This is a genomic window from Enterobacter cloacae complex sp. IR5459, from assembly GCF_049238005.1.
Classification (GTDB): domain Bacteria; phylum Pseudomonadota; class Gammaproteobacteria; order Enterobacterales; family Enterobacteriaceae; genus Enterobacter; species Enterobacter hormaechei_C.
In genome coordinates this window covers 66,533-84,196 of the sequence record NZ_JBMKIG010000012.1, presented here as the reverse complement: position 1 = coordinate 84,196, position 17,664 = coordinate 66,533, and the positions used below count along the sequence as shown (strand labels likewise).

Here is a 17,664-nt window from a genome sequence, read left to right as displayed (position 1 = left end):
GCGTTCTATGGGCATTCTTGAAAGAACACTGAGGGCAATTTCCCCCGGGTGGGCCGCGGCACGAGAGCGGGATCGTCTCCGGCTTAATGCTTATGAAGCGGCAAATCCGTCACGGCTGCACAAGGCGAAAAAGCAAAGCCAGTCGGCGGACACCGCTGTGTTTGCAGCAGGTCAGTCCCTGCGGGAACAGGCCCGGTGGCTTGATGAAAACCATGATCTGGTGATCGGCCTGTTCGACAAAATGGAAGACCGGGTGATTGGTGCCCACGGGATCCATGTTGAGCCTCAGCCCCTCGATCTGGAGGGGAATCTTCATTCCGATTTCGCCGGGAAACTTTCGGCGCTCTGGGCTGAATGGTCCGTGCGTCCTGAGGTGACTGGCATGTTCACCCGCCCGGAAGCCGAACGCCTACTGCTGCGTTCAGCACTGCGTGACGGGGAAGTGTTCACGCAACTGGTCAGGGGGAAGGTGCCGGGTCTGCAACATTCCACCTCCGTACCGTTCTCGCTGGAAATGCTGGAGGCGGATTTTGTTCCGTTCAACCTTAACAGCACCGCCGGCCAGCAGGTTCGCCAGGGCATCATCGTGAACGACTGGGGGCGTCCCGTCGGCTACCGCGTTTACAAGTACCACCCGGCAAATATGACGCGGTTCAGCGCTGAACTTAAAACCGTCTCAGCTGAAAACATGCTTCACCTTGCGCAGCGCAAGCGTCTGCACCAGCTGCGCGGTATCAGCCTGATCCACGGAGTCATTACCCGTCTTTCTGACATTAAGGATTATGAAGAGAGTGAACGCGTCGCCGCCCGTATTGCCGCCGCGCTGGGGTTCTATATCAAGCGCGGTGATGCGCAGTCTCTTGGTGACGACGGGGAGTTTTCACCTCCCGGCGGCCAGCGTCATTACGATATCGCCCCGGGCATGATTTACGACGATCTGCGCCCGGGTGAAGACCTGGGCATGGTGGAATCAAATCGCCCGAATGTTCACCTCTATGAATTCCGAAACGGACAGATGCGGGCCGTGGCCGCAGGCACGCGCGGCAGCTATTCCAGCATTGCCCGGGACTATAACGGCACCTACAGCTCCCAGCGTCAGGAGCTGGTGGAGAGCTTCGAAGGGTACAACGTCCTGCAACAGTGGTTTGTCGGCCAGCACAGCCGGCCCGTTTACCGCGCATGGCTGGCGATGGCGTTGCTGAGTGGCGTTGAAGTGCCGCCGGATGTGGATCCAAATTCTCTCTATAACGCGCTTTATCTCGGCCCGGTGATGCCGTGGATTGATCCGGGGAAAGAGGCTAATGCCTGGAAAGCCATTGTTCGTGGCGGTGCTGGTACCGAAGCGGAATGGGCACGGGCGCGGGGTAAAAACCCGCAGGAGGTTAAACGCCAGCGACTGCGTGAAACCGAATTTAACCGTCAACACGGGCTGGTGTTTGATTCCGACGCCGCCAACGACAAAGGAGCGATGCCAGATGCAACGGCAAAACCAAAAGACGATCGGCGCGAGCCGGACGATGATGATTAACCCCCGCGCCAGCCTGGCGGGTGTCGATGCGGCAAACGGTCAGTGCTGGTACGAAATCCGCGCGCTGTCTGCCGGGCGCGTCGAAATCTTCCTCTATGACGTGATCGGCGGCTGGGGCATCACAGCCCAGCAGTTCGTCGCGGACTGTAAAGACGCCGGGGTGTTTGACGCCAGCGCGGTGGATTTACATATCCACAGCCCCGGCGGCGATGTCATGCAGGGATTTGCCATCTACAACACCCTGTCGCGGCTGAAAGCGAAAGTGGATATCTGGGTGGACGGGGTGGCGGCCAGCATGGCCTCGATGATTGTCTGCCTGCCCGGCGCCACGGTGCACATGCCGGAAAACGCCTGGATCATGGTCCACAAACCGTGGGGCGGTATCGCCGGGGATTCTGATGACATGCGCGATTATGCCGCGTGGCTTGATCGTAACGAAGCCCTGATGCTCAGCGCCTATATGAATAAAACCGGACTGGGGCAGGAGGAGCTGGAAGCGATGCTGAAAGCGGAGACCTGGCTTAACGGGGCCGAGGCAGTGGAGAAAGGTTTCGCTGACACGCTTGAACCTGAACTACAGGCTGCGGCCTGTGTGAATGAAAATAAACTTAAGGATTATCAGAACATGCCAGAACAGATTAAATCTCTTTTTGCGCCGCGCGCTGAAGCTCCGGTGAATCAGCCACAGCAGCCCGCGCCGGTACAGGCGAACCTGAACCCGCCAGCGCCACAACAGCCCGCGCAGCAGATGACTAATATCGATATCACTGCGCTGGCCCAGCAGCTGCAACAGCAGATGCAGACGGCAAACGCGGAACGCGTGGACACGGTTTCCGCTGTTTTTGAGGCGTTCCCGACTTTCGCGACGCTGAAGGCAGAATGTCTGGCCGACTTCTCCTGCACGGCGGAAAAAGCCCGTGACAGACTCCTCCAGGCGCTGGCGGCAGGAACTACGCCGAGTGCCGGTCCTGGCGCTATTCATCTTTATGCCGGAAACGGCAATCTGGTCGGTGACTCCATCCGTGCTGCGGTAATGAGCCGCGCGGGCTATGCGCAGGCTGAAAAAGATAACGCCTACAACGGTTATACCCTGCGTGAACTGGCGCGAGCTTCCCTTGTGGATCGCGGGATCGGTATTTCAGGTGCGGGGACAGCACAGGCGATGGTCGGCCTTGCGTTTACCCACAGCAGCAGCGATTTCGGCAATATCCTGATGGATGTGGCGCACAAGGCGGCACTGATGGGCTGGGACGAGGCCACTGAATCATTCGAACAGTGGACCCGTAAAGGAACCCTGACTGATTTCAAAACCGCGCACCGCGTCGGTCTGGAATCACTTGCATCGCTTCGCAAGGTCCGCGCCGGGGCGGAATATAAATATGTCACCATCAAAGATCGCGGCGAGCCGATTGCGCTTGCAACCTACGGCGAACTTTTCAGCATTGACCGCCAGACTATCATCAATGATGACCTGGACATGCTGACCCGTATCCCGCAGGCAATGGGCCTTGCAGCGCGTGCCACCGTGGGCGATCTGGTGTGGGCAGTTCTGACCAGCAACCCAAAAATGTCCGACGGCAAGCCGCTGTTCCACGCCGATCATGGCAACCTGGTCTCCGCCGATCTGAGTATCGAAGGCCTCGATACGGCGCGTAAGGCGATGCTGCTGCAAAAATCAGGCGACCGCCGTCTGAACATTCGCCCGGCCTACATGCTGACGCCAGTGGCCATCGAGTCCCGCGCTAACCAGCTGATCAAATCTGCAAGCGTACCGGGCGCGGACGCGAACAGCGGTATCGTTAACCCGATCCAGAACTTTGTGACGGTGTCCTCTGAGGCTCGCCTCGATGACAGCAGCCCGACGGATTACTACCTGACCGCTGCACAGGGACGCGACACCATTGAGGTGGCATATCTGGACGGTATTGATACCCCATACCTTGAGCAGCAGCAGGGCTTCACCGTTGACGGTGCCGCGTTCAAGGTACGTATCGATGCAGGTGTGGCACCGCTTGACTGGCGCGGCATGGTTAAAGTCACCAAAAAATAACGACCGTCATCTGACGGTTTTTTTATTACGGGGCAGCGCGGGCTGCTCCTTTTTTGTCTGGAGAGAAAAATGGCGAAAAATTATCAGCAGGATGGCAACACCCTTGATTTTCAGAATACCGGTGCGACCGATATTCATTCGGGTGACGCCGTGCTTTCAGGTGCGCTGGTGGGCGTTGCTCACGACGACATTCCGGCTGGGTTGTGGGGTGTGCTGCATACCACTGGGGTGTTCGTCCTGCCAAAAGCAGCGGAAGCGGTCACTGTTGGCCAGAAGCTCTATCTGGCAGACGGTAAGCTGACTGCGGAAGCGGGTGAGGAGGCAGCTCCGAATCCTCTGGCGGGCACGGCCTGGGCTGAGGCGGCGGCTGATGCGGATTCTGTTCCGGTCCGGCTTGGTTACTGATGAACCGCTTTCGGCAACGCCTGTTAAAAGCGGATGCCCGGATATCCCGGGCATTTGCCGAAGAGGTGCCTGCTGTCCTTTCCGTCGGCGCTGAGTTGCGTCCTGTTACCGTGATTTTCGAGACGCCTGATGTCCCGGTTGACGTGCCCGGCGGGGGGCAAATCCAGGATCGCTCTCCGGCCTTCAGCGCGATGACCGCTGATATCGTGGGGCTTGAGAAGCACCACGGCGTGGAGATCAACGGCACGGCTTATCGTGTGACGCACATTGGCGCTGATGAAGAAGGCCGCACCCGCGTCACGCTGGCGTATGGCGCACCGGGTAAGGTGCAGCCGGACATCAATAAGTGGAGCTGATATGGCGCGTGAATCCAGACTGCGGCGGGATTTGCCCGTCGATATTGATGTGGATGCCATCTGGCGGATAGCGGAGCACATCGGTGCCACCCATAAACAGTTTCGGGCAGCGTATTCCCGTGCGCTGAAACGTACCGCCGCCACCTTGCGTAAAAAAGCGATGGCTGACCTGAAAGACGGGCTGGCGCCGCGCAGCCTGGATCTGGTGCGCCGGCGTCTGCTTTCCTTTCGTCTTGATCGCGCTTCTCAGTCACAACTGGATAATTTTCGTCTCTGGTTTGGTCTCAACGCCATCAAGGTAAAAGACCTGAAAGGCAGGATTAACGGGCGGGTCAGGCCTCACCATACCCGGCGGGATAAATCCACCGGGCGGTATATAAAGGCGCGGCGCCAGGCAGAAAACGCCGGATTCACCCCAAAGGGCAGCCTGCTATCCCCGCGCACATTTGAAAACGGGGAAGTGGCGCGCTCCCGCCGTGAAAACCGCCGGACGGTGGTTATTCGCGATCCGGATACCCGTCGTACCCGCGAAGCGGAAGTCGATATTTATGAGCCGATGCTGAACTACATCGAGGATAACGCCTTTGCGGAGGCGATGGAGATTTTTATGCATCACTTTGAAACCGATCTGCGCGGGCGTGTGAAAGCCCGTATTTCTGTCTGAGGTGGACTATGGCTGAGCCATTACTGCTGGGGCAGTATCACGATGCTGTCACCGGCGCGCTGAAAAAAATTGCGTGGGTGCGTGACGCCGATGCCTACCCGGAAAAAAACGTGCCCCGCTTTACCGGACTGGCCACCCCAGCGGTCTATTTCTCCATTAACGGCTGGGAGCAGGGCGGCGGCAACGAGGGACAGCTTAATGTGAATCTGTCCTGCGATTTGTTCGTTGTGGTGGACGCGGCAGGCGCTGGCGTCAGCCGACCCGAAATTTTCCTGCGCACGGCCGCGGCGGATATCACTCAGTGGATTGACGGCCAGCAGTTCGGCCTGACCAGTCTTGAGCCAGCCGTCTTTATCGATGCGTCACGCGATGAGTTTGATCCGCGCATGGATGATTACCTGGTCTGGCGGATCTCCTTCACACAATCAGCAGCCTTTGGTGCGGATCCGTTTGCGCAGATTAATTCTCCGCTGAACGGCGTCTGGCTTGGTAAGGCTCCGGATATCGGGCGCGCGCATGTGGACGATTATCAGCTGATTTACGAGGCGAAACCCGATGAGTGATATCGAGGGCGATTTACAGCGTCGCCTGGCGAATATTGTGCGGCGCGGGGTTATTCATTCCGTTAAGCATGACGGTATACCGAAGTGCCGGGTGGATCTGGGCGACATCACCACTACCTGGCTGCCGCTTTGCCAGGGCTTTTCCGGGGCAAACCGGGCTGACTCCAATCCGTATGCGGTCGGGGATGCGGTCACTGTGCTGTCGGAGGCGGGCGAGCTTAATAATGGCCGGGTGTTTCCCGGCTGGAATACCGGCGGTCTGCCGGTACCGGAGGGCAGCGACAGCGAACATATCACCCGCTACGGTGACGGTACTGAGATCCGGTATGACCGCGCCGCGCATGCCCTGACCATCACGCTGGCGGAGGGCGGGACCTACAAAATTATCGGAAAGGGAACGCTCGATGGTCCGGTGGAAATCACCGACACCCTCACAGTTCAGGGCGTTACGCAAATCAATTCCGACACGAATGTGAAGGGAAACATCGGTGCAACACAGGAAATTTCGGACGGTACCGGGAAAATGAGCGGGATCCGCGAAACCTACAACGGCCATGACCATAAAGAAAATGGTGATGGCGGCGGAACCACGAATCCCCCCAATCAAAAAATGTGACCTGCCGCGGCAGGTTTTTTTATGCCTGGAGAAAATAAATGGCGAATTTACATGGTGTGGAAACGATCGAACTGACATCCGGTACGGTCGCGGTCACGACGATCCAGACGGCCATTATCGGCCTGGTGGGTACTGCGCCTGATGCCTCTGCCGGAACGCCGGCCAGTGCCAGCACAGGAACCCCGATTCTGGATAACGTTGTGGAGTTTGCCGCGACAGTTGCTGGCAGGGCAGGAAACGTGGTGGTGGTTGAGGCTGTAGCCAGTATCCCTGATGAAGAAAATCCCGCAGCGATTGAGACTTCTGCCGTCTGGAATACGGAGGCATTAACGCTGACTATCACGCTTGGCTGCGATGAAACGGGTAAGCTGACGGCAACCCCTTCAGCCGTGGCCACTGCCGTAAGCGCGGTGGATGATGTGGAAGTCACCGCAACGGGAAGCGGCAGTGGCGTGGTCACACCGTTCCGGTTGCAGCTGACAGGCGGCGAAGATGAACCTTTCCCGCTGAATACTCCTGTGGCGATTGTCGGTACCTCGATGCTTTCCCGGCTCGGTGAAAAAGGCACGCTGAAGCAGGCCCTGATGGAAATCAATGACCAGCGAAATGCCCTGACGGTGCTGGTACGCGTGGCTGAAGTTAACGATACAGCTAAACAGCGTGCGGCGGTGCTGACCGGGATCGGCGCGCTGTCATCTGCCCGCTCCGTGACAACGTACCAGCCCCGTATCGTCATCGCGCCGGGGTTCAGTGAGGATGATGCCGTGGGCAAGGCTCTGGAAACCGTTGCCGGCAAGCTGCGGGCGGTGGCGTATGTTGACTGTGCCGCTGGCGCTAAGCTGCAAGAAGTGGTCCAGCGCAGGCAGTCCTATGGTACCCGCACCGAACTGCTGCGCCCGCGCGTACAGGTCAGCAATGCCGACGGCCAGCTGATCTATCGTCCTTACTCTGCGTTTGCGGCGGGGTTGCGTGCCCGAATCGACTTTGAGAAGGGCTGGTGGTGGAGTAAATCCAACCAGGACATCAATAACATCCTCGGGGTGGAACAGATCGACGAGTTCATTCTCGGCGATGAAAACTGCGACGCAAACCTGCTCAACATGCAGAACGTCTCTACCATCATCCGCCGGGCAGGGTTTAAGCACTGGGGTAACCGTCTGTGCGGTACCGATCCACAGTGGCGCTTTGAATCGGTTCGCCGAACCGCAGACGTCATCGAGGACAGTATTCAGGAAACGATGCTGGAATACGTTGATCGTCCGCTGGACCGGGAGAATGCCGACGACATTATCGGCACCATCAACGCCTATATGCGCCAGCTGGTCGGCCTCGGCGCCATTTTCGGTGGTCGCGCCTGGCTGGATGAAGAACTTAACACCGCTGAGAGCATGGCGGCGGGCGTGCTGTACATCAACTATGACTTTGGTCCGAAATCGCCGACTGAGCTTATCAGCCTGCGCGTCCGGGTGAATAACAACTATGCGCTTGAGGAGATGCTGGCAGCATGAGCGAAAAAAACACATTACGCGTCTGGACCTTCTTCCGGCAGGGGATCCGCATACAGGGGGCGCATGAATTTACTCCGCCGGCATTGTCCATTGTCAAAACGGATTTGCGTACCGGCGCACAGGATGCGCCGTCCCCCGTTGATGACGGTATGGAAGCACTCACCTGTCAGCTGAAGTTTTACGGTGTGGACGTGGATATGCTGACCGCCTTCGGTTTTGTCAGCGGCAGCCGTCCGCGCTTTACGGCCTATCAGGGATATCTGGCTAACGGTACCGCGCTGGGTACCATCGAGGAGATCGAAGGCTTTGTGCAGACCGTCACTCCCGACGCGCGTGGCAAGGAAAGCCTGTCCGAAAATGCCGTCACGGTGGAAATCGCCGTGAGCTATTACCGTCAGACCAAAGACGGTCGCGAGCTATTTGAGATAGATACTGAGCGCTTCTCGCGCCGGGTGAATGGCGTGGATGTTCTGTCCGGCCTGGCGGCAAAAGTGCGGCTTTAACTTCAAACAATCTTACAACGGCCTGCGGGCCGTTTTTTTATGGAGATCAACATGTCTTTTCCTGGTGAAACACGCGTTATCAAACTGTATTCCCCTGTTTCCTTTGAGAACGGTGGCCTGCTCGAACAGGTGACGCTGCGCGAGCCGCTGGTCCGTGACCGCATTGCCTTTTCCAAAGACCGCGGCAGTGAAGAAGAAAAAGAGGCGCGCATGATTGCGCTGCTGTGCAACCTCAGCGAACAGGATATCTGGCAACTGACTGCGGCAGATTATGCCCAGCTGCTGGATGCGTTTAATGTTTTTATGCTCCCGCCCGAGAAGCGACCGAAAGAGGGCTGATGCGGGCGATACGTTTTCTGGGACGGCGCCTGCATTTTCCCATGACGGAATACCTGGATATGCCGTTCAGTGTGTTTTCTGATTTTCTCACCGACGAAGTGGAGGCGGTAAATCGTGGCCGGATTAAGCCAGAACCTTAAGGCCGTCATTACCTTTGGCGGCAGTATCGACAGCTCCTGGAGCCGTTCAGCGAACAGCCTGCAAAAAAGCCTGAAGGACGTCGGAAAGCAGTCAGAAAAACTGACGAAAGACCAGGCTAAGCTGGCGGCAGAGATTAAGCGCGCGAAGCTGGCCGGGCAAAGTCTTGGCGATCTTAAACGGCGCTACAGCGACGTCTCCCGTGAAATCCGCAAAACGGAGGCCGAACAGCAGAAGCTGAATCAGCAGATGCAGAAGGCACAACGGCTGGCAGCCTTCAAGGGGGCAGGGAAAGGGCTGTTTCGCCGTGGCCTTGGTATGGCCGGTCAGCTGGGCGGTATGGTGGCGCCAGGGCTGGCGATCGGCGGCGGTGGCGTGGTGGCTTCCGCGCTGGGCACCCTGATTGCCCCGGCGGCCACCAACGCGGAGACGGCCCGACGGGCTGGTGTGGCGAAAAGTTATGGCGTCGATATCCCGACGTTTGATGCCTGGGACACGCTCGCGAAGCAGTACGACATGAACGGGGAGAACATCGGCGACCTGTTCGAGGAGTATCTTCACAAGGCAGGAGAGTACAAGCAGAACGGCAAGCAGGGTTCCCTTCAGGATGCGTTTGAAACGCTGGGATTTAAGGCGGGGGATTTTGCGGGCCTCAGCGATATGGCGCAGTTCGAAAAAATCGTCGAGCGTGCGCTCAGCATGCAGGACGAGTCGAAAGCGTCGTTTGCACTGGATTCGTTGTTTGGCGGCGAGGCCAGCAAGCTGTTGATGCTGCTGAAGCAGTCCGGAAAAAGCTACCGTGACCTGATGGACGAGCAGCGGCGTTATAACCTCGTCACGAAAGAGGGGGCTGAAGGGGCGATGGAGGGCAACCGCGCCATCACCAGCCTGCGCACGGTCTTCTCCTCCGCTGTAGCGGAAATCTCAGGGCAGCTGGGAAACGAGCTGGCACCGGATATCCGCCGGCTGACGGATGATATGGCGGAGTGGTTTAAGGGGGGCGGGATCAAACGCATTGTCAGTTTCCTGCGTAATGATCTTTACCCCGGTGTGCTGACGTTCGGCCAGGGCATTGTGTTCGTCGGGAAAGTGGCCTACGCGCTGGCGAAAAAACTGTCCTGGCTTTTACCGGATGAGAGAAGCGATCAGCGGGACGTGCTCAAATCGCTGGCCATGACCGGCTCGGTTGATATTGCACGTATGACGGCGCAACGCAATGGTCAGGGCGAATGGTTTGAGCAGCAACTGAAGGAAAAGCCGGACCTGCCTGATGATGTGAAAAAATCGTACCGGGACACCCGGGGATTTTTCCGCGACGACGATGATACCTTTAACAGTACGCTCGATAAATACGTGACGCCGGAAAGCAGCGGCGCGCCGTTCTCCTGGGAATCAGCACTCAACCAGAACCAGGAGACGTCTGTGCAACCGGGACATGAAACATCTGACAGGGCTGCCGGCGCCTGGAATAACTACAGACTTCCTTCCTTTCCCTCGTTTGAAAAAAGTAGCGTCTGGCCCGCAGCGGAAAAACAGAAGGGATCCGCAGACAACATCTCACCGGATAAGCCGGTGGTCAATGTCGATGTTTATCCTTCCCTTAACTGGACAGCAGCAGAGGAAGGATCTGAGGGGAATTCAAAATACCCGGCACAGCCTATCCCGGATGTGAATGTTGATGTCGATTCGTTACCGGGTACTGGCAAAGCGCAGGGTTCATTCAGGGGTAACGAACGTTACAGGGATAAAAGCGCAGACGTCCTGCACTTACCGCCTGAGATTAACTCCCGACAGTCTCCTGATCCTGTTTCAGACAGACCGGCAGAACTGTCAGATGAAGTGGAAAGCAGTTACTGGGAAACATTACTTCAGAAGCTGGATTTTGCGGACAAAGCGCCGCCTCCCCGACAACTGACCGACAACCGTCGTTTCGAATTTCATTATGAAATACATGGCGCACCTGGCCAGGACGAAAGGGCGATCGGGGATGAAGTTGTCGCGGTGACTAAAACCAGTCCGGTATTTAACGGTGACAGCAGCATGCTGGACGGAGGACAAATCTGGTGAGTGAAATCATTCCTGTCTTTGAAGACTTCGGGCAGCTTCAGTCCAGCGCTGCTCGGGGGGCTCAGGCCGCCCGGGTGATGATGATGCTGGGCGATTTTGCCTTTTCGATCGACACCACGGCATACAACCAGCTGACCCGCGAGGCCAGCTGGCGATGGAGCGAACAGGAGCGGATCGGGAAGCAGGATTTATTGCAGTATACCGGCAAGCCCGGGCGAACCGTCCGGCTTGAAGGAGAATCGCATGCTTTCTTTCGCAAGGGTGTGGATGCTGTTAACGATCTCTTCGACCTGGCAGACCAGAATAAGCCTCAGCAACTGGTCAGCGGTGAAGGAGATGTCCTGGGCTGGTGGGTGGTAATCGACTTCTCAGATACGACCAGCCGATTCCTGCCTGGCGGCGGCCACCGAAACAAAAACTGGACGATGACGCTGAAACATTATGCCGACGACATATCAAACCCGTGACGGTGATGTTCTGGATGCGATCTGCGCGACGCATTACGGCACGGAGAACCTCTCTTATATTGTGACGCAGGTTCTTGAAGCGAATCCTGGACTGGCTGACCGTGGGGCCGTTTATCCGTCAGGTTTGTATATCACTTTACCGGATCTGGCTCCGCCGGTTCAGGCTTCTGCTTACAGCCTGTGGGATTAAAAATGGCAGATCAGATTGTTAAACCGGAATATGCTCCCGCTTTCAGCGTCAGCGCTGAAGGAAAAGATATTACCCGTGCGCTGCAACAATGCCTGGCAGAGCTGACGCTGACTGATTACGGCGGTGCCACGGCAAAAGCAGATGAACTGAAAATCACCCTTCTCTCGGAAACGCTCTCCCTTCCGACTAAAGGCGCTCGTCTTCGCGTGGCGCTGGGTTTTAATGATCAGCTGGTGGATAAGGGCTGGTTTGTGGTTTCCGGCGTGGCCAGCAGCGGCCCGCCACGTCGTATCGAGATTTATGCCACCGCTGCGCCAATGAACGCGCAAAAACAACCGGGTGATGTGATCAGCCAGAAAACACGCAGCTGGGATAATCTGCGACTGGCGGATCTGGTTAAAACGGTAGCGACTGAAAACGGTCTGGTACCGAAAGTGGCCGCAGAGCTCGCCGATATCCATATCGACCACGTTGACCAGGTGGCAGAATCGGACGCCAATCTGCTGACGCGCCTGGCCCGAACATGGAATGCTGTCAGTAAACCGTCGGGCGGATACTGGCTGTTTCTGCGTCAGGGAGCCACGGCAAATGCATCCGGCGAACAGACCGCAGCTCTGATTATCACACCAGAAGAGGTGTCAAACTGGTCTTACAGCGAAGGAGAGCGGGGCAGTTCGACAGGGAAGGCCACCGCCAGCAGTGGTAAGTCTTCAGGCAAAATCGGCGTACGTTATTACGATGAGGCTGACGGGAAGACCAAAACCACCACGGTTGATCATGATGGCCCCTCAATGGCTAACCCGTATACCCAGCCTGTAAAAGCTACTGCCGATCAGCAGGCCAAAGCGAAAAAAACGCAGGCCCGCCGCAATGAACAAAAAATGACAGTAACGGGGCCCTGCCGACCCAGGCACGTTCCTCTCACGGCAGAGTCTGGCGTATCCACGTCCGGCTTTGGCGAACGGGAAGATCGCGCCTGGGTGGTTGAGTCGCTGGTGTTTTCCCTGACACCTGCGGGTTTCAGCTTCACATACAACCTGGTGGTTGATATTCGCAAGCCTGCGAAATCCTCAAAAAGATCCGGTAGTTCGGATAAAACCGGCCCGGATTACTTCGGCTAACACGCCGCCGCCCGGCGACCCTGATACGGAAAAAAATTATGAACGGTGTAAACAGCCGGACCGGGAAACGCCTGTCCGGTAGCGACCATTTGCGCCAGTCCGTCAGCGATATTCTCTCCACGCCTGTCGGCAGCCGCGTACTGGTCCGTGATTATGGCAGCGATCTGTTTTCGCTGGTGGACAATCCGCGTGATGACCTGACACGGCTACGCATTATCGCCGCGACTGCCACAGCGCTCGCACGCTGGGAACCCCGGCTTAAGGTCACACGAGTGCTCGTCTCCTTCCCGGCAGATAAAACGGGGTGTGTGGTGGATATCGAAGGGATCAATAAAGAGAACAATCTTCCTGTCAGTACCGGAGGTATACCGATTTATGGCAAGCAGCTATGACGTAATTAACCTGTCCGCCCTGGCGGTGCCGGATGCCATCGTGGTACCGGATGCCGCTGACATTTTTACCCGCTGGCTGGCGCGCCTGCGCGAACTGGATCCGGAATTTGATGCGCTGGTGGAATCTGACCCGGCGTATAAACAGGGGGAAATCAACGCCTACCAGCTCACCCTGGCGTTCCAGCGGGTTAACGACGCAGTACGTGCAGTTTTCCTTGCCAGTGCAAGAGGGGCCGATCTCGACCAGCTGGGCGCAGCCTTTAACGTTTCCCGTCTGGTGATTAATCCTGGCGATCCGGATGCGGTTCCCCCTGTCGATCCTGTTTATGAAGACGACGACGCTTTCCGGGAACGTATACAGCTTTCGTGGGCGCAGCTGAATACGGCCGGCGCGCGTAACGCTTATCGCTTTCATGCCAAATCTGCGGATAACGATGTGCTGGATGCGGACGCCTACGGGCCTGAAACCCATAACCGGCCCGGCGAGGTGGATGTGTACGTGCTCTCGCGAACCGGCAACGGCGAGGCCGGGGGTATCCTGATCGAAAAAGTGATGAATAAACTGAGCGCGGATGAAGTCAGGCCGCTCACCGATTTTGTCAGTGTGAAGAGTGCCAGTATCGCCAGCTATACCGTTAAGGCTGAACTTGAAATACCAGACGGTCCGGATGCACAGACGGTGCTGGAAAACGCGATCAGTACGCTGACGAGCTATACACAGCTTTCCCATCGTATTAATGCCATCGTACCGCTTTCCGCGATTTACTCGGCGCTTCAGCAGCCCGGTGTGGCCCGGGTCAGGTTGATCAGCCCGACGGCAGATCTGGAAGCGGCCGCAGGACAGGCTCCATGGTGCAGCGCGATAAACGTCACCCGTAAAGGAGGTGTGAGTGGATAATTTTCGTTCTCTGCTACCACCTTCAGCCATTCACCCGGAACGGGCGCAGGAACAGGCAAGCACAGAGCTGATCACGGCGCTGGATACTGACATGGTACGTAAGGTGAAAAATCCTGATACCTGTCCCGCACATTTGCTGCCCTGGCTGGCCTGGGAATTCGCGGTGGATTCATGGGAGGAGGCCTGGACCGAGGAAGAAAAAAGGCAGGTGATCAGGGATGCCGCTTATGTTCATCAGCACCGGGGCACCGCCGGGGCGGTCAGGCGGTCGCTGAGCGCCGTCAGCCTCCCGACCACCGTGATTGAGTGGTGGGAGGATACACCGCGCAAAGATCCCTACACCTTCCGGGTTGAAGTTTACAGCTTACAGGCTGTTGACGAAGCGCTTTACCAGCGCATACGGCGCCAGGTCGATAAAGCCAAAAACCTCCGCAGCCTGTTGACCACTATCGATGTGATCGCCGATCTGGGTGCGAAGGGAACTTATTATGCCGGCGGTGCTGTTACCGCCTGGATTGACGTTGTTATTGAGGCCGGAGAATAACCATGGCTGAGAAGTATTACAGCATTCTGACAAACCGGGGCAAGGAGCTGGAGACGCAATCCTCTGCAACCGGGAAGCCCGTCATCATCAAAGATTTTGTTGTGGGGGACGGGAACGGGCAGGCCGTTAAACCGGATCCTGCGCAGACGAAGCTGGTGCGTGAGGTCTATCGCAGCGCAATTTCTGCACTACAGATTTCTCCGGATCAGGCGAACCAGTTTATTGCTCAGCTGGTCCTTCCGGTTAACGTTGGTGGCTTCGTAGTCAGGGAAGTTGGCCTGCTGACAGATGCTGGCGAACTGTATTCTGTTGCAAATTGTGCCGCCATTGAAAAGCCTGAAAACGGTGTCAGTGTAAATCTACAATACCGACTTGCGGTATCAGAGACGGCGGCCGTTGAATTAAAAGTGGCTACGGGCGATGGTCTTTTCCTGCGGCTCGACCGAAATCTCGGGGAGATCGCTGAGAATGGCCCAAGTGCACAAAAAAGCGCGCGGGAAGCGATAGACGTCGTTGATGCGACTACATCCCGTAAGGGGCTGGTGCAGCTCAGTAATGCTACCGACACTACGTCGGAGGAGATGGCGGCCACACCAAAGGCAGTTAAGGCAGCATACGATCTTGCGGACGGTAAATACACGGCACAGGATGCTACCACAGCAAGAAAAGGTATCGTCCAGCTCAGTAGTGCAACCGACAGTACTTCGGAGGCGCTGGCGGCAACGCCGAAAGCCGTTAAGGCCGTGAATGACAACGCTAACGGGCGCGTACCATCAGCGCGTAAGGTAAACGGCAGGGCGCTGGCTTCGGATATCAGCATTACGGCGCAGGATATTTTCAACGGGCAGGCCGTGGCAATTGGCAACGCCGCCGACCTGAACGCCTACACCACGCCGGGACTGTATTACCAGCCAGCGAACGCGCAGGCTCAAACCGGCAGGAATTATCCAGAAGCCAACGCCGGTTCGCTGGAAGTTTATAAGCATGCCGGTATCACGCAGATTTACCGGATTTATAACAGCTCCCGCTCGTACATTCGCACGCTTTACAGCGGGACGTGGTCAGCCTGGGTTAAACAGTATGATGCGGCCAATAAACCCTCCCCGGCTGATATTAATGCCGTGAATAAGGGCGGCGATACAATGACCGGGGGGCTTAAGATTCGCGCTGCTGATGCGTTGCGCATTTACGATGCGGCATACGGTATGATTTTTCGCCGTTCAGAAAATAATTTTTACCTTATCCCGACCGCAAAAGACCAGGGCGAAGATGGCGGTATAAGTGGACTACGCCCGCTTTATATCGACCTCACCAACGGCAGAGTGACGCTGGGTAACGGAGCGGTTGTTAACGGCGGTCTTGGGCTGGGTGTAGTCAGCGGCCTTGGGGGGAACTCTATTGCCCTGGGGGATAATGACACCGGCTTCAAACAGAACGGAGATGGTGTGCTGGATGTTTATGCTAACAGCAAGCAGGTAATGCGATTCCTGAACAGTGGCATAACGAGTTATATGCTCTTCAACATGAATGCAGGCGCATCAGTAAGCAGCACTCTCACCTTTAAAAACGGTAGCGGTATCACTTCAGAGAAAACTGGTGCCAACCCCCGAAACGGCCGAATTTACTGGGGCGGTGATGCGAGTCGCGGCAACAGGATAGAGTTTGCAGATGATGCCGGCTGGAAAGCTTACATTGAGCGTCATCCCTCAAACGGTGTTCAGTTAGTCGTAAATGGGCGAATCAATGGAAGTATTGTTTATTCCAGTGGTGAAGTACTGGCAGGAGGAGGGAGCGCACGCTTTGCTGCTGATGGAAATATATTTGGCTCAAAATGGGGCAATCAATGGCTTGATGCCTATTTAAAAAATACCTATCAGCCAAAGGGCAATTATACCCCGGCAGGTCAGGCTTATACAAAAGTAGAGTCTGACGGACGTTTTCAGCCTAAAGGGAGTTATACCCCCGCGGGGCAGGCTTACACGAAGGCGGAAAGCGATGCGCGGTATAACCTCAAAAATACCGCAACCAAATCAGCCAATGCCATGACGCATAAAGATGCTTCAACAGGTGTTATGGAAGTCGTTATGAGTAATATCAACGTTCCAAGCAAAACAAATGTTAACGTGACATTTCCTGCGGCTTTTCCAAATGCATGTGTAGGGGTTGTAATTACATATAATGGGGCAGGGCATGGGTCTGGCGATGATTCGGCAATTTATGTTCCGTCTTATTCACGTACTGGATGCACATTATATGCTCATAACGCCGATGGCAAATTTATGCTAATTGCTAAAGGATATTGAAATGAGGATTTATTTTAGCCCTAGCGAAATTGGTTTTTATCATGAATCAGATAAACAAGCTTATTTACTAGCGGGTACTTGGCCGAATGATTTACTTGAAATTTCGGAGAAGTGGTTCCTGTATCTGTTGGAAGGTCAACAGAAAGGTAAGGTAATCACTGTAAATGATTACGATCAGCCTGTTCTTGTAGACCCGCCAACCGCCACTAAAGAGCAGCTCCTTGCCGAGGCTGATGCTCAGAAGGAAGCGCTCATGAACTCTGCCAGTGCCGTAATTGAGCCATTGAAAGATGCCGTTGAGTTGGGTATGTCAACAGATGAAGAGGAAGGTTTACTGTTGGCATGGCAGCAATATAGGGTGCTGTTGATGCGGGTTGATACATCGCATGCACCAGATATCGAGTGGCCTGTATTGCCAGCATGATAATCAGGAATGCTTAAATTTTAATATTAACTTCTTCTCATTGTAGGCAACAGTGTTATCTGGAATGTCTTTATTAACAAAAGTCATTGCGCCTATCGTGACATTGTTGCCTATAGTGAGATTGTTACCGATAATCGAGGTCCCAACTCCCAGATCAACGTTATCACCTATTGTTATCCTTGGGCTTGAGTTTTCATTCTTCACCCCTCCACCAATGCCAATAGTACAGTTATGTCTTATTTTGAAATTTCGTCCGATAATCACACATCCATTTATAACAACTGATGTGAAGTGAGTTATATGAAGACCAGGTGCAATTGTAGCTGGCAGCTGTATCTCAGTGTTGTACTTTTGGACAAGCTTCCTGTTAATTCTTCTGGCCAACTGTTTTTTCCATTTGGCATCAGAACTATAAAGATAAGAAGCAATTCGCCACCAAAAATTAAAGCGTCTCTCAGGGCACTTTAATGCTTTATGAAAAACGCGCGTCCATGAGAATTTCTTGTCGCTTTTCATTACTTCAGCTTGTAAGCACTCACGTAAATGGCGTTTCGATAGTTGATTACTCATTTTGAAATTCTCGTTTTC

The 17,664-nt window shown here is 55.6% G+C and carries 20 protein-coding genes; 19 read left to right on the top strand and 1 reads right to left on the bottom strand.

Features of this window, described 5'->3' with window-relative positions; translation table 11 throughout:
- The first annotated feature begins 7 nt into the window (after positions 1-7).
- From ACOTX4_RS21125 to ACOTX4_RS21035, 19 genes are all read left to right on the top strand, one after another.
- Positions 8-1,528 (top strand): phage portal protein, encoded by a 1,521-nt coding sequence (locus tag ACOTX4_RS21125; RefSeq protein ID WP_045911475.1) that lies wholly within the window; start codon positions 8-10, stop codon positions 1,526-1,528.
- On the top strand, positions 1,476-3,578 hold the full coding sequence (locus tag ACOTX4_RS21120; RefSeq protein ID WP_373418810.1) for a ClpP-like prohead protease/major capsid protein fusion protein: 2,103 nt from the start codon (positions 1,476-1,478) through the stop codon (positions 3,576-3,578). The genes ACOTX4_RS21125 and ACOTX4_RS21120 overlap by 53 nt, the downstream gene beginning before the upstream one ends.
- A 69-nt stretch (positions 3,579-3,647) precedes the next feature.
- Positions 3,648-3,983, top strand: a complete 336-nt coding sequence (locus ACOTX4_RS21115; protein ID WP_032658106.1) for a DUF2190 family protein — start codon at positions 3,648-3,650, stop codon at positions 3,981-3,983.
- A complete protein-coding gene (locus ACOTX4_RS21110) occupies positions 3,983-4,339 on the top strand; it encodes a head-tail joining protein (protein ID WP_023303463.1) in 357 nt (118 codons plus the stop codon). The genes ACOTX4_RS21115 and ACOTX4_RS21110 overlap by 1 nt, the downstream gene beginning before the upstream one ends.
- 1 nt (position 4,340) lies before the next feature.
- Positions 4,341-5,003 carry a hypothetical protein gene (locus ACOTX4_RS21105; protein ID WP_023299864.1) on the top strand — a complete coding sequence of 221 codons (663 nt, stop codon included), beginning with the start codon at positions 4,341-4,343 and terminating at the stop codon, positions 5,001-5,003.
- Between the two features lie 8 nt (positions 5,004-5,011).
- Positions 5,012-5,566, top strand: coding sequence for a hypothetical protein (locus tag ACOTX4_RS21100; RefSeq protein WP_023303465.1), 555 nt, complete (start codon positions 5,012-5,014; stop codon positions 5,564-5,566).
- The gene (locus ACOTX4_RS21095) at positions 5,559-6,182 is read left to right on the top strand and encodes a phage baseplate assembly protein V (protein ID WP_032619493.1); all 624 of its coding nucleotides are present in this window, start codon (positions 5,559-5,561) and stop codon (positions 6,180-6,182) included. Before ACOTX4_RS21100 ends, ACOTX4_RS21095 begins: the two co-directional genes overlap by 8 nt.
- 38 nt (positions 6,183-6,220) lie before the next feature.
- Positions 6,221-7,690 carry a phage tail sheath family protein gene (locus ACOTX4_RS21090; RefSeq protein ID WP_045911473.1) on the top strand — a complete coding sequence of 490 codons (1,470 nt, stop codon included), beginning with the start codon at positions 6,221-6,223 and terminating at the stop codon, positions 7,688-7,690.
- Positions 7,687-8,193: a phage major tail tube protein gene (locus ACOTX4_RS21085; RefSeq protein WP_045911472.1), complete on the top strand. Its 507-nt coding sequence runs from the start codon at positions 7,687-7,689 to the stop codon at positions 8,191-8,193. The genes ACOTX4_RS21090 and ACOTX4_RS21085 overlap by 4 nt, the downstream gene beginning before the upstream one ends.
- Positions 8,194-8,244: 51 nt before the next feature.
- A complete protein-coding gene (locus ACOTX4_RS21080; RefSeq protein ID WP_023299869.1) occupies positions 8,245-8,532 on the top strand; it encodes a phage tail assembly protein in 288 nt (95 codons plus the stop codon).
- Positions 8,533-8,646: 114 nt separating this feature from the next.
- Positions 8,647-10,737 carry a hypothetical protein gene (locus tag ACOTX4_RS21075; RefSeq protein WP_045911471.1) on the top strand — a complete coding sequence of 697 codons (2,091 nt, stop codon included), beginning with the start codon at positions 8,647-8,649 and terminating at the stop codon, positions 10,735-10,737.
- A gap of 5 nt (positions 10,738-10,742) precedes the next feature.
- Entirely contained in the window at positions 10,743-11,204 is a 462-nt protein-coding gene (locus ACOTX4_RS21070) for a phage tail protein (RefSeq protein WP_373418811.1), read from the top strand.
- A complete protein-coding gene (locus ACOTX4_RS21065) occupies positions 11,179-11,394 on the top strand; it encodes a tail protein X (RefSeq protein ID WP_045899104.1) in 216 nt (71 codons plus the stop codon). Before ACOTX4_RS21070 ends, ACOTX4_RS21065 begins: the two co-directional genes overlap by 26 nt.
- 2 nt (positions 11,395-11,396) lie before the next feature.
- The gene (locus ACOTX4_RS21060) at positions 11,397-12,515 is read left to right on the top strand and encodes a contractile injection system protein, VgrG/Pvc8 family (RefSeq protein ID WP_045911470.1); all 1,119 of its coding nucleotides are present in this window, start codon (positions 11,397-11,399) and stop codon (positions 12,513-12,515) included.
- Between the two features lie 38 nt (positions 12,516-12,553).
- On the top strand, positions 12,554-12,907 hold the full coding sequence (locus ACOTX4_RS21055; protein WP_045325028.1) for a GPW/gp25 family protein: 354 nt from the start codon (positions 12,554-12,556) through the stop codon (positions 12,905-12,907).
- Entirely contained in the window at positions 12,891-13,805 is a 915-nt protein-coding gene (locus ACOTX4_RS21050; protein WP_045911469.1) for a baseplate assembly protein, read from the top strand. The genes ACOTX4_RS21055 and ACOTX4_RS21050 overlap by 17 nt, the downstream gene beginning before the upstream one ends.
- Complete coding sequence (locus tag ACOTX4_RS21045) at positions 13,798-14,349, top strand: phage tail protein I (RefSeq protein WP_045899434.1); 552 nt, start codon at positions 13,798-13,800, stop codon at positions 14,347-14,349. The genes ACOTX4_RS21050 and ACOTX4_RS21045 overlap by 8 nt, the downstream gene beginning before the upstream one ends.
- A 2-nt stretch (positions 14,350-14,351) precedes the next feature.
- Positions 14,352-16,652 carry a phage tail protein gene (locus tag ACOTX4_RS21040; RefSeq protein WP_045911468.1) on the top strand — a complete coding sequence of 767 codons (2,301 nt, stop codon included), beginning with the start codon at positions 14,352-14,354 and terminating at the stop codon, positions 16,650-16,652.
- Position 16,653: 1 nt separating this feature from the next.
- On the top strand, positions 16,654-17,076 hold the full coding sequence (locus ACOTX4_RS21035; protein ID WP_045340310.1) for a tail fiber assembly protein: 423 nt from the start codon (positions 16,654-16,656) through the stop codon (positions 17,074-17,076).
- A gap of 3 nt (positions 17,077-17,079) precedes the next feature.
- Here the strand turns inward: ACOTX4_RS21035 and ACOTX4_RS21030 are convergent, their stop codons facing one another.
- Positions 17,080-17,646: a serine acetyltransferase gene (locus tag ACOTX4_RS21030; protein WP_045911467.1), complete on the bottom strand. Its 567-nt coding sequence runs from the start codon at positions 17,644-17,646 to the stop codon at positions 17,080-17,082.
- Positions 17,647-17,664: the final 18 nt, after the last annotated feature.

What these genes read in the sequence shown, in the direction of transcription:
- ACOTX4_RS21125 (WP_045911475.1), top strand. Translation starts at nt 8, where the DNA reads ATGGGCATTCTTGAAAGAACACTGAGGGCAATTTCCCCCGGGTGGGCC.
- ACOTX4_RS21120 (WP_373418810.1), top strand. Translation starts at nt 1,476, where the DNA reads ATGCAACGGCAAAACCAAAAGACGATCGGCGCGAGCCGGACGATGATG.
- ACOTX4_RS21115 (WP_032658106.1), top strand. Translation starts at nt 3,648, where the DNA reads ATGGCGAAAAATTATCAGCAGGATGGCAACACCCTTGATTTTCAGAAT.
- ACOTX4_RS21110 (WP_023303463.1), top strand. Translation starts at nt 3,983, where the DNA reads ATGAACCGCTTTCGGCAACGCCTGTTAAAAGCGGATGCCCGGATATCC.
- ACOTX4_RS21105 (WP_023299864.1), top strand. Translation starts at nt 4,341, where the DNA reads ATGGCGCGTGAATCCAGACTGCGGCGGGATTTGCCCGTCGATATTGAT.
- ACOTX4_RS21100 (WP_023303465.1), top strand. Translation starts at nt 5,012, where the DNA reads ATGGCTGAGCCATTACTGCTGGGGCAGTATCACGATGCTGTCACCGGC.
- ACOTX4_RS21095 (WP_032619493.1), top strand. Translation starts at nt 5,559, where the DNA reads ATGAGTGATATCGAGGGCGATTTACAGCGTCGCCTGGCGAATATTGTG.
- ACOTX4_RS21090 (WP_045911473.1), top strand. Translation starts at nt 6,221, where the DNA reads ATGGCGAATTTACATGGTGTGGAAACGATCGAACTGACATCCGGTACG.
- ACOTX4_RS21085 (WP_045911472.1), top strand. Translation starts at nt 7,687, where the DNA reads ATGAGCGAAAAAAACACATTACGCGTCTGGACCTTCTTCCGGCAGGGG.
- ACOTX4_RS21080 (WP_023299869.1), top strand. Translation starts at nt 8,245, where the DNA reads ATGTCTTTTCCTGGTGAAACACGCGTTATCAAACTGTATTCCCCTGTT.
- ACOTX4_RS21065 (WP_045899104.1), top strand. Translation starts at nt 11,179, where the DNA reads ATGCCGACGACATATCAAACCCGTGACGGTGATGTTCTGGATGCGATC.
- ACOTX4_RS21060 (WP_045911470.1), top strand. Translation starts at nt 11,397, where the DNA reads ATGGCAGATCAGATTGTTAAACCGGAATATGCTCCCGCTTTCAGCGTC.
- ACOTX4_RS21055 (WP_045325028.1), top strand. Translation starts at nt 12,554, where the DNA reads ATGAACGGTGTAAACAGCCGGACCGGGAAACGCCTGTCCGGTAGCGAC.
- ACOTX4_RS21050 (WP_045911469.1), top strand. Translation starts at nt 12,891, where the DNA reads ATGGCAAGCAGCTATGACGTAATTAACCTGTCCGCCCTGGCGGTGCCG.
- ACOTX4_RS21040 (WP_045911468.1), top strand. Translation starts at nt 14,352, where the DNA reads ATGGCTGAGAAGTATTACAGCATTCTGACAAACCGGGGCAAGGAGCTG.
- ACOTX4_RS21035 (WP_045340310.1), top strand. Translation starts at nt 16,654, where the DNA reads ATGAGGATTTATTTTAGCCCTAGCGAAATTGGTTTTTATCATGAATCA.
- ACOTX4_RS21030 (WP_045911467.1), bottom strand. Translation starts at nt 17,646, where the DNA reads ATGAGTAATCAACTATCGAAACGCCATTTACGTGAGTGCTTACAAGCT.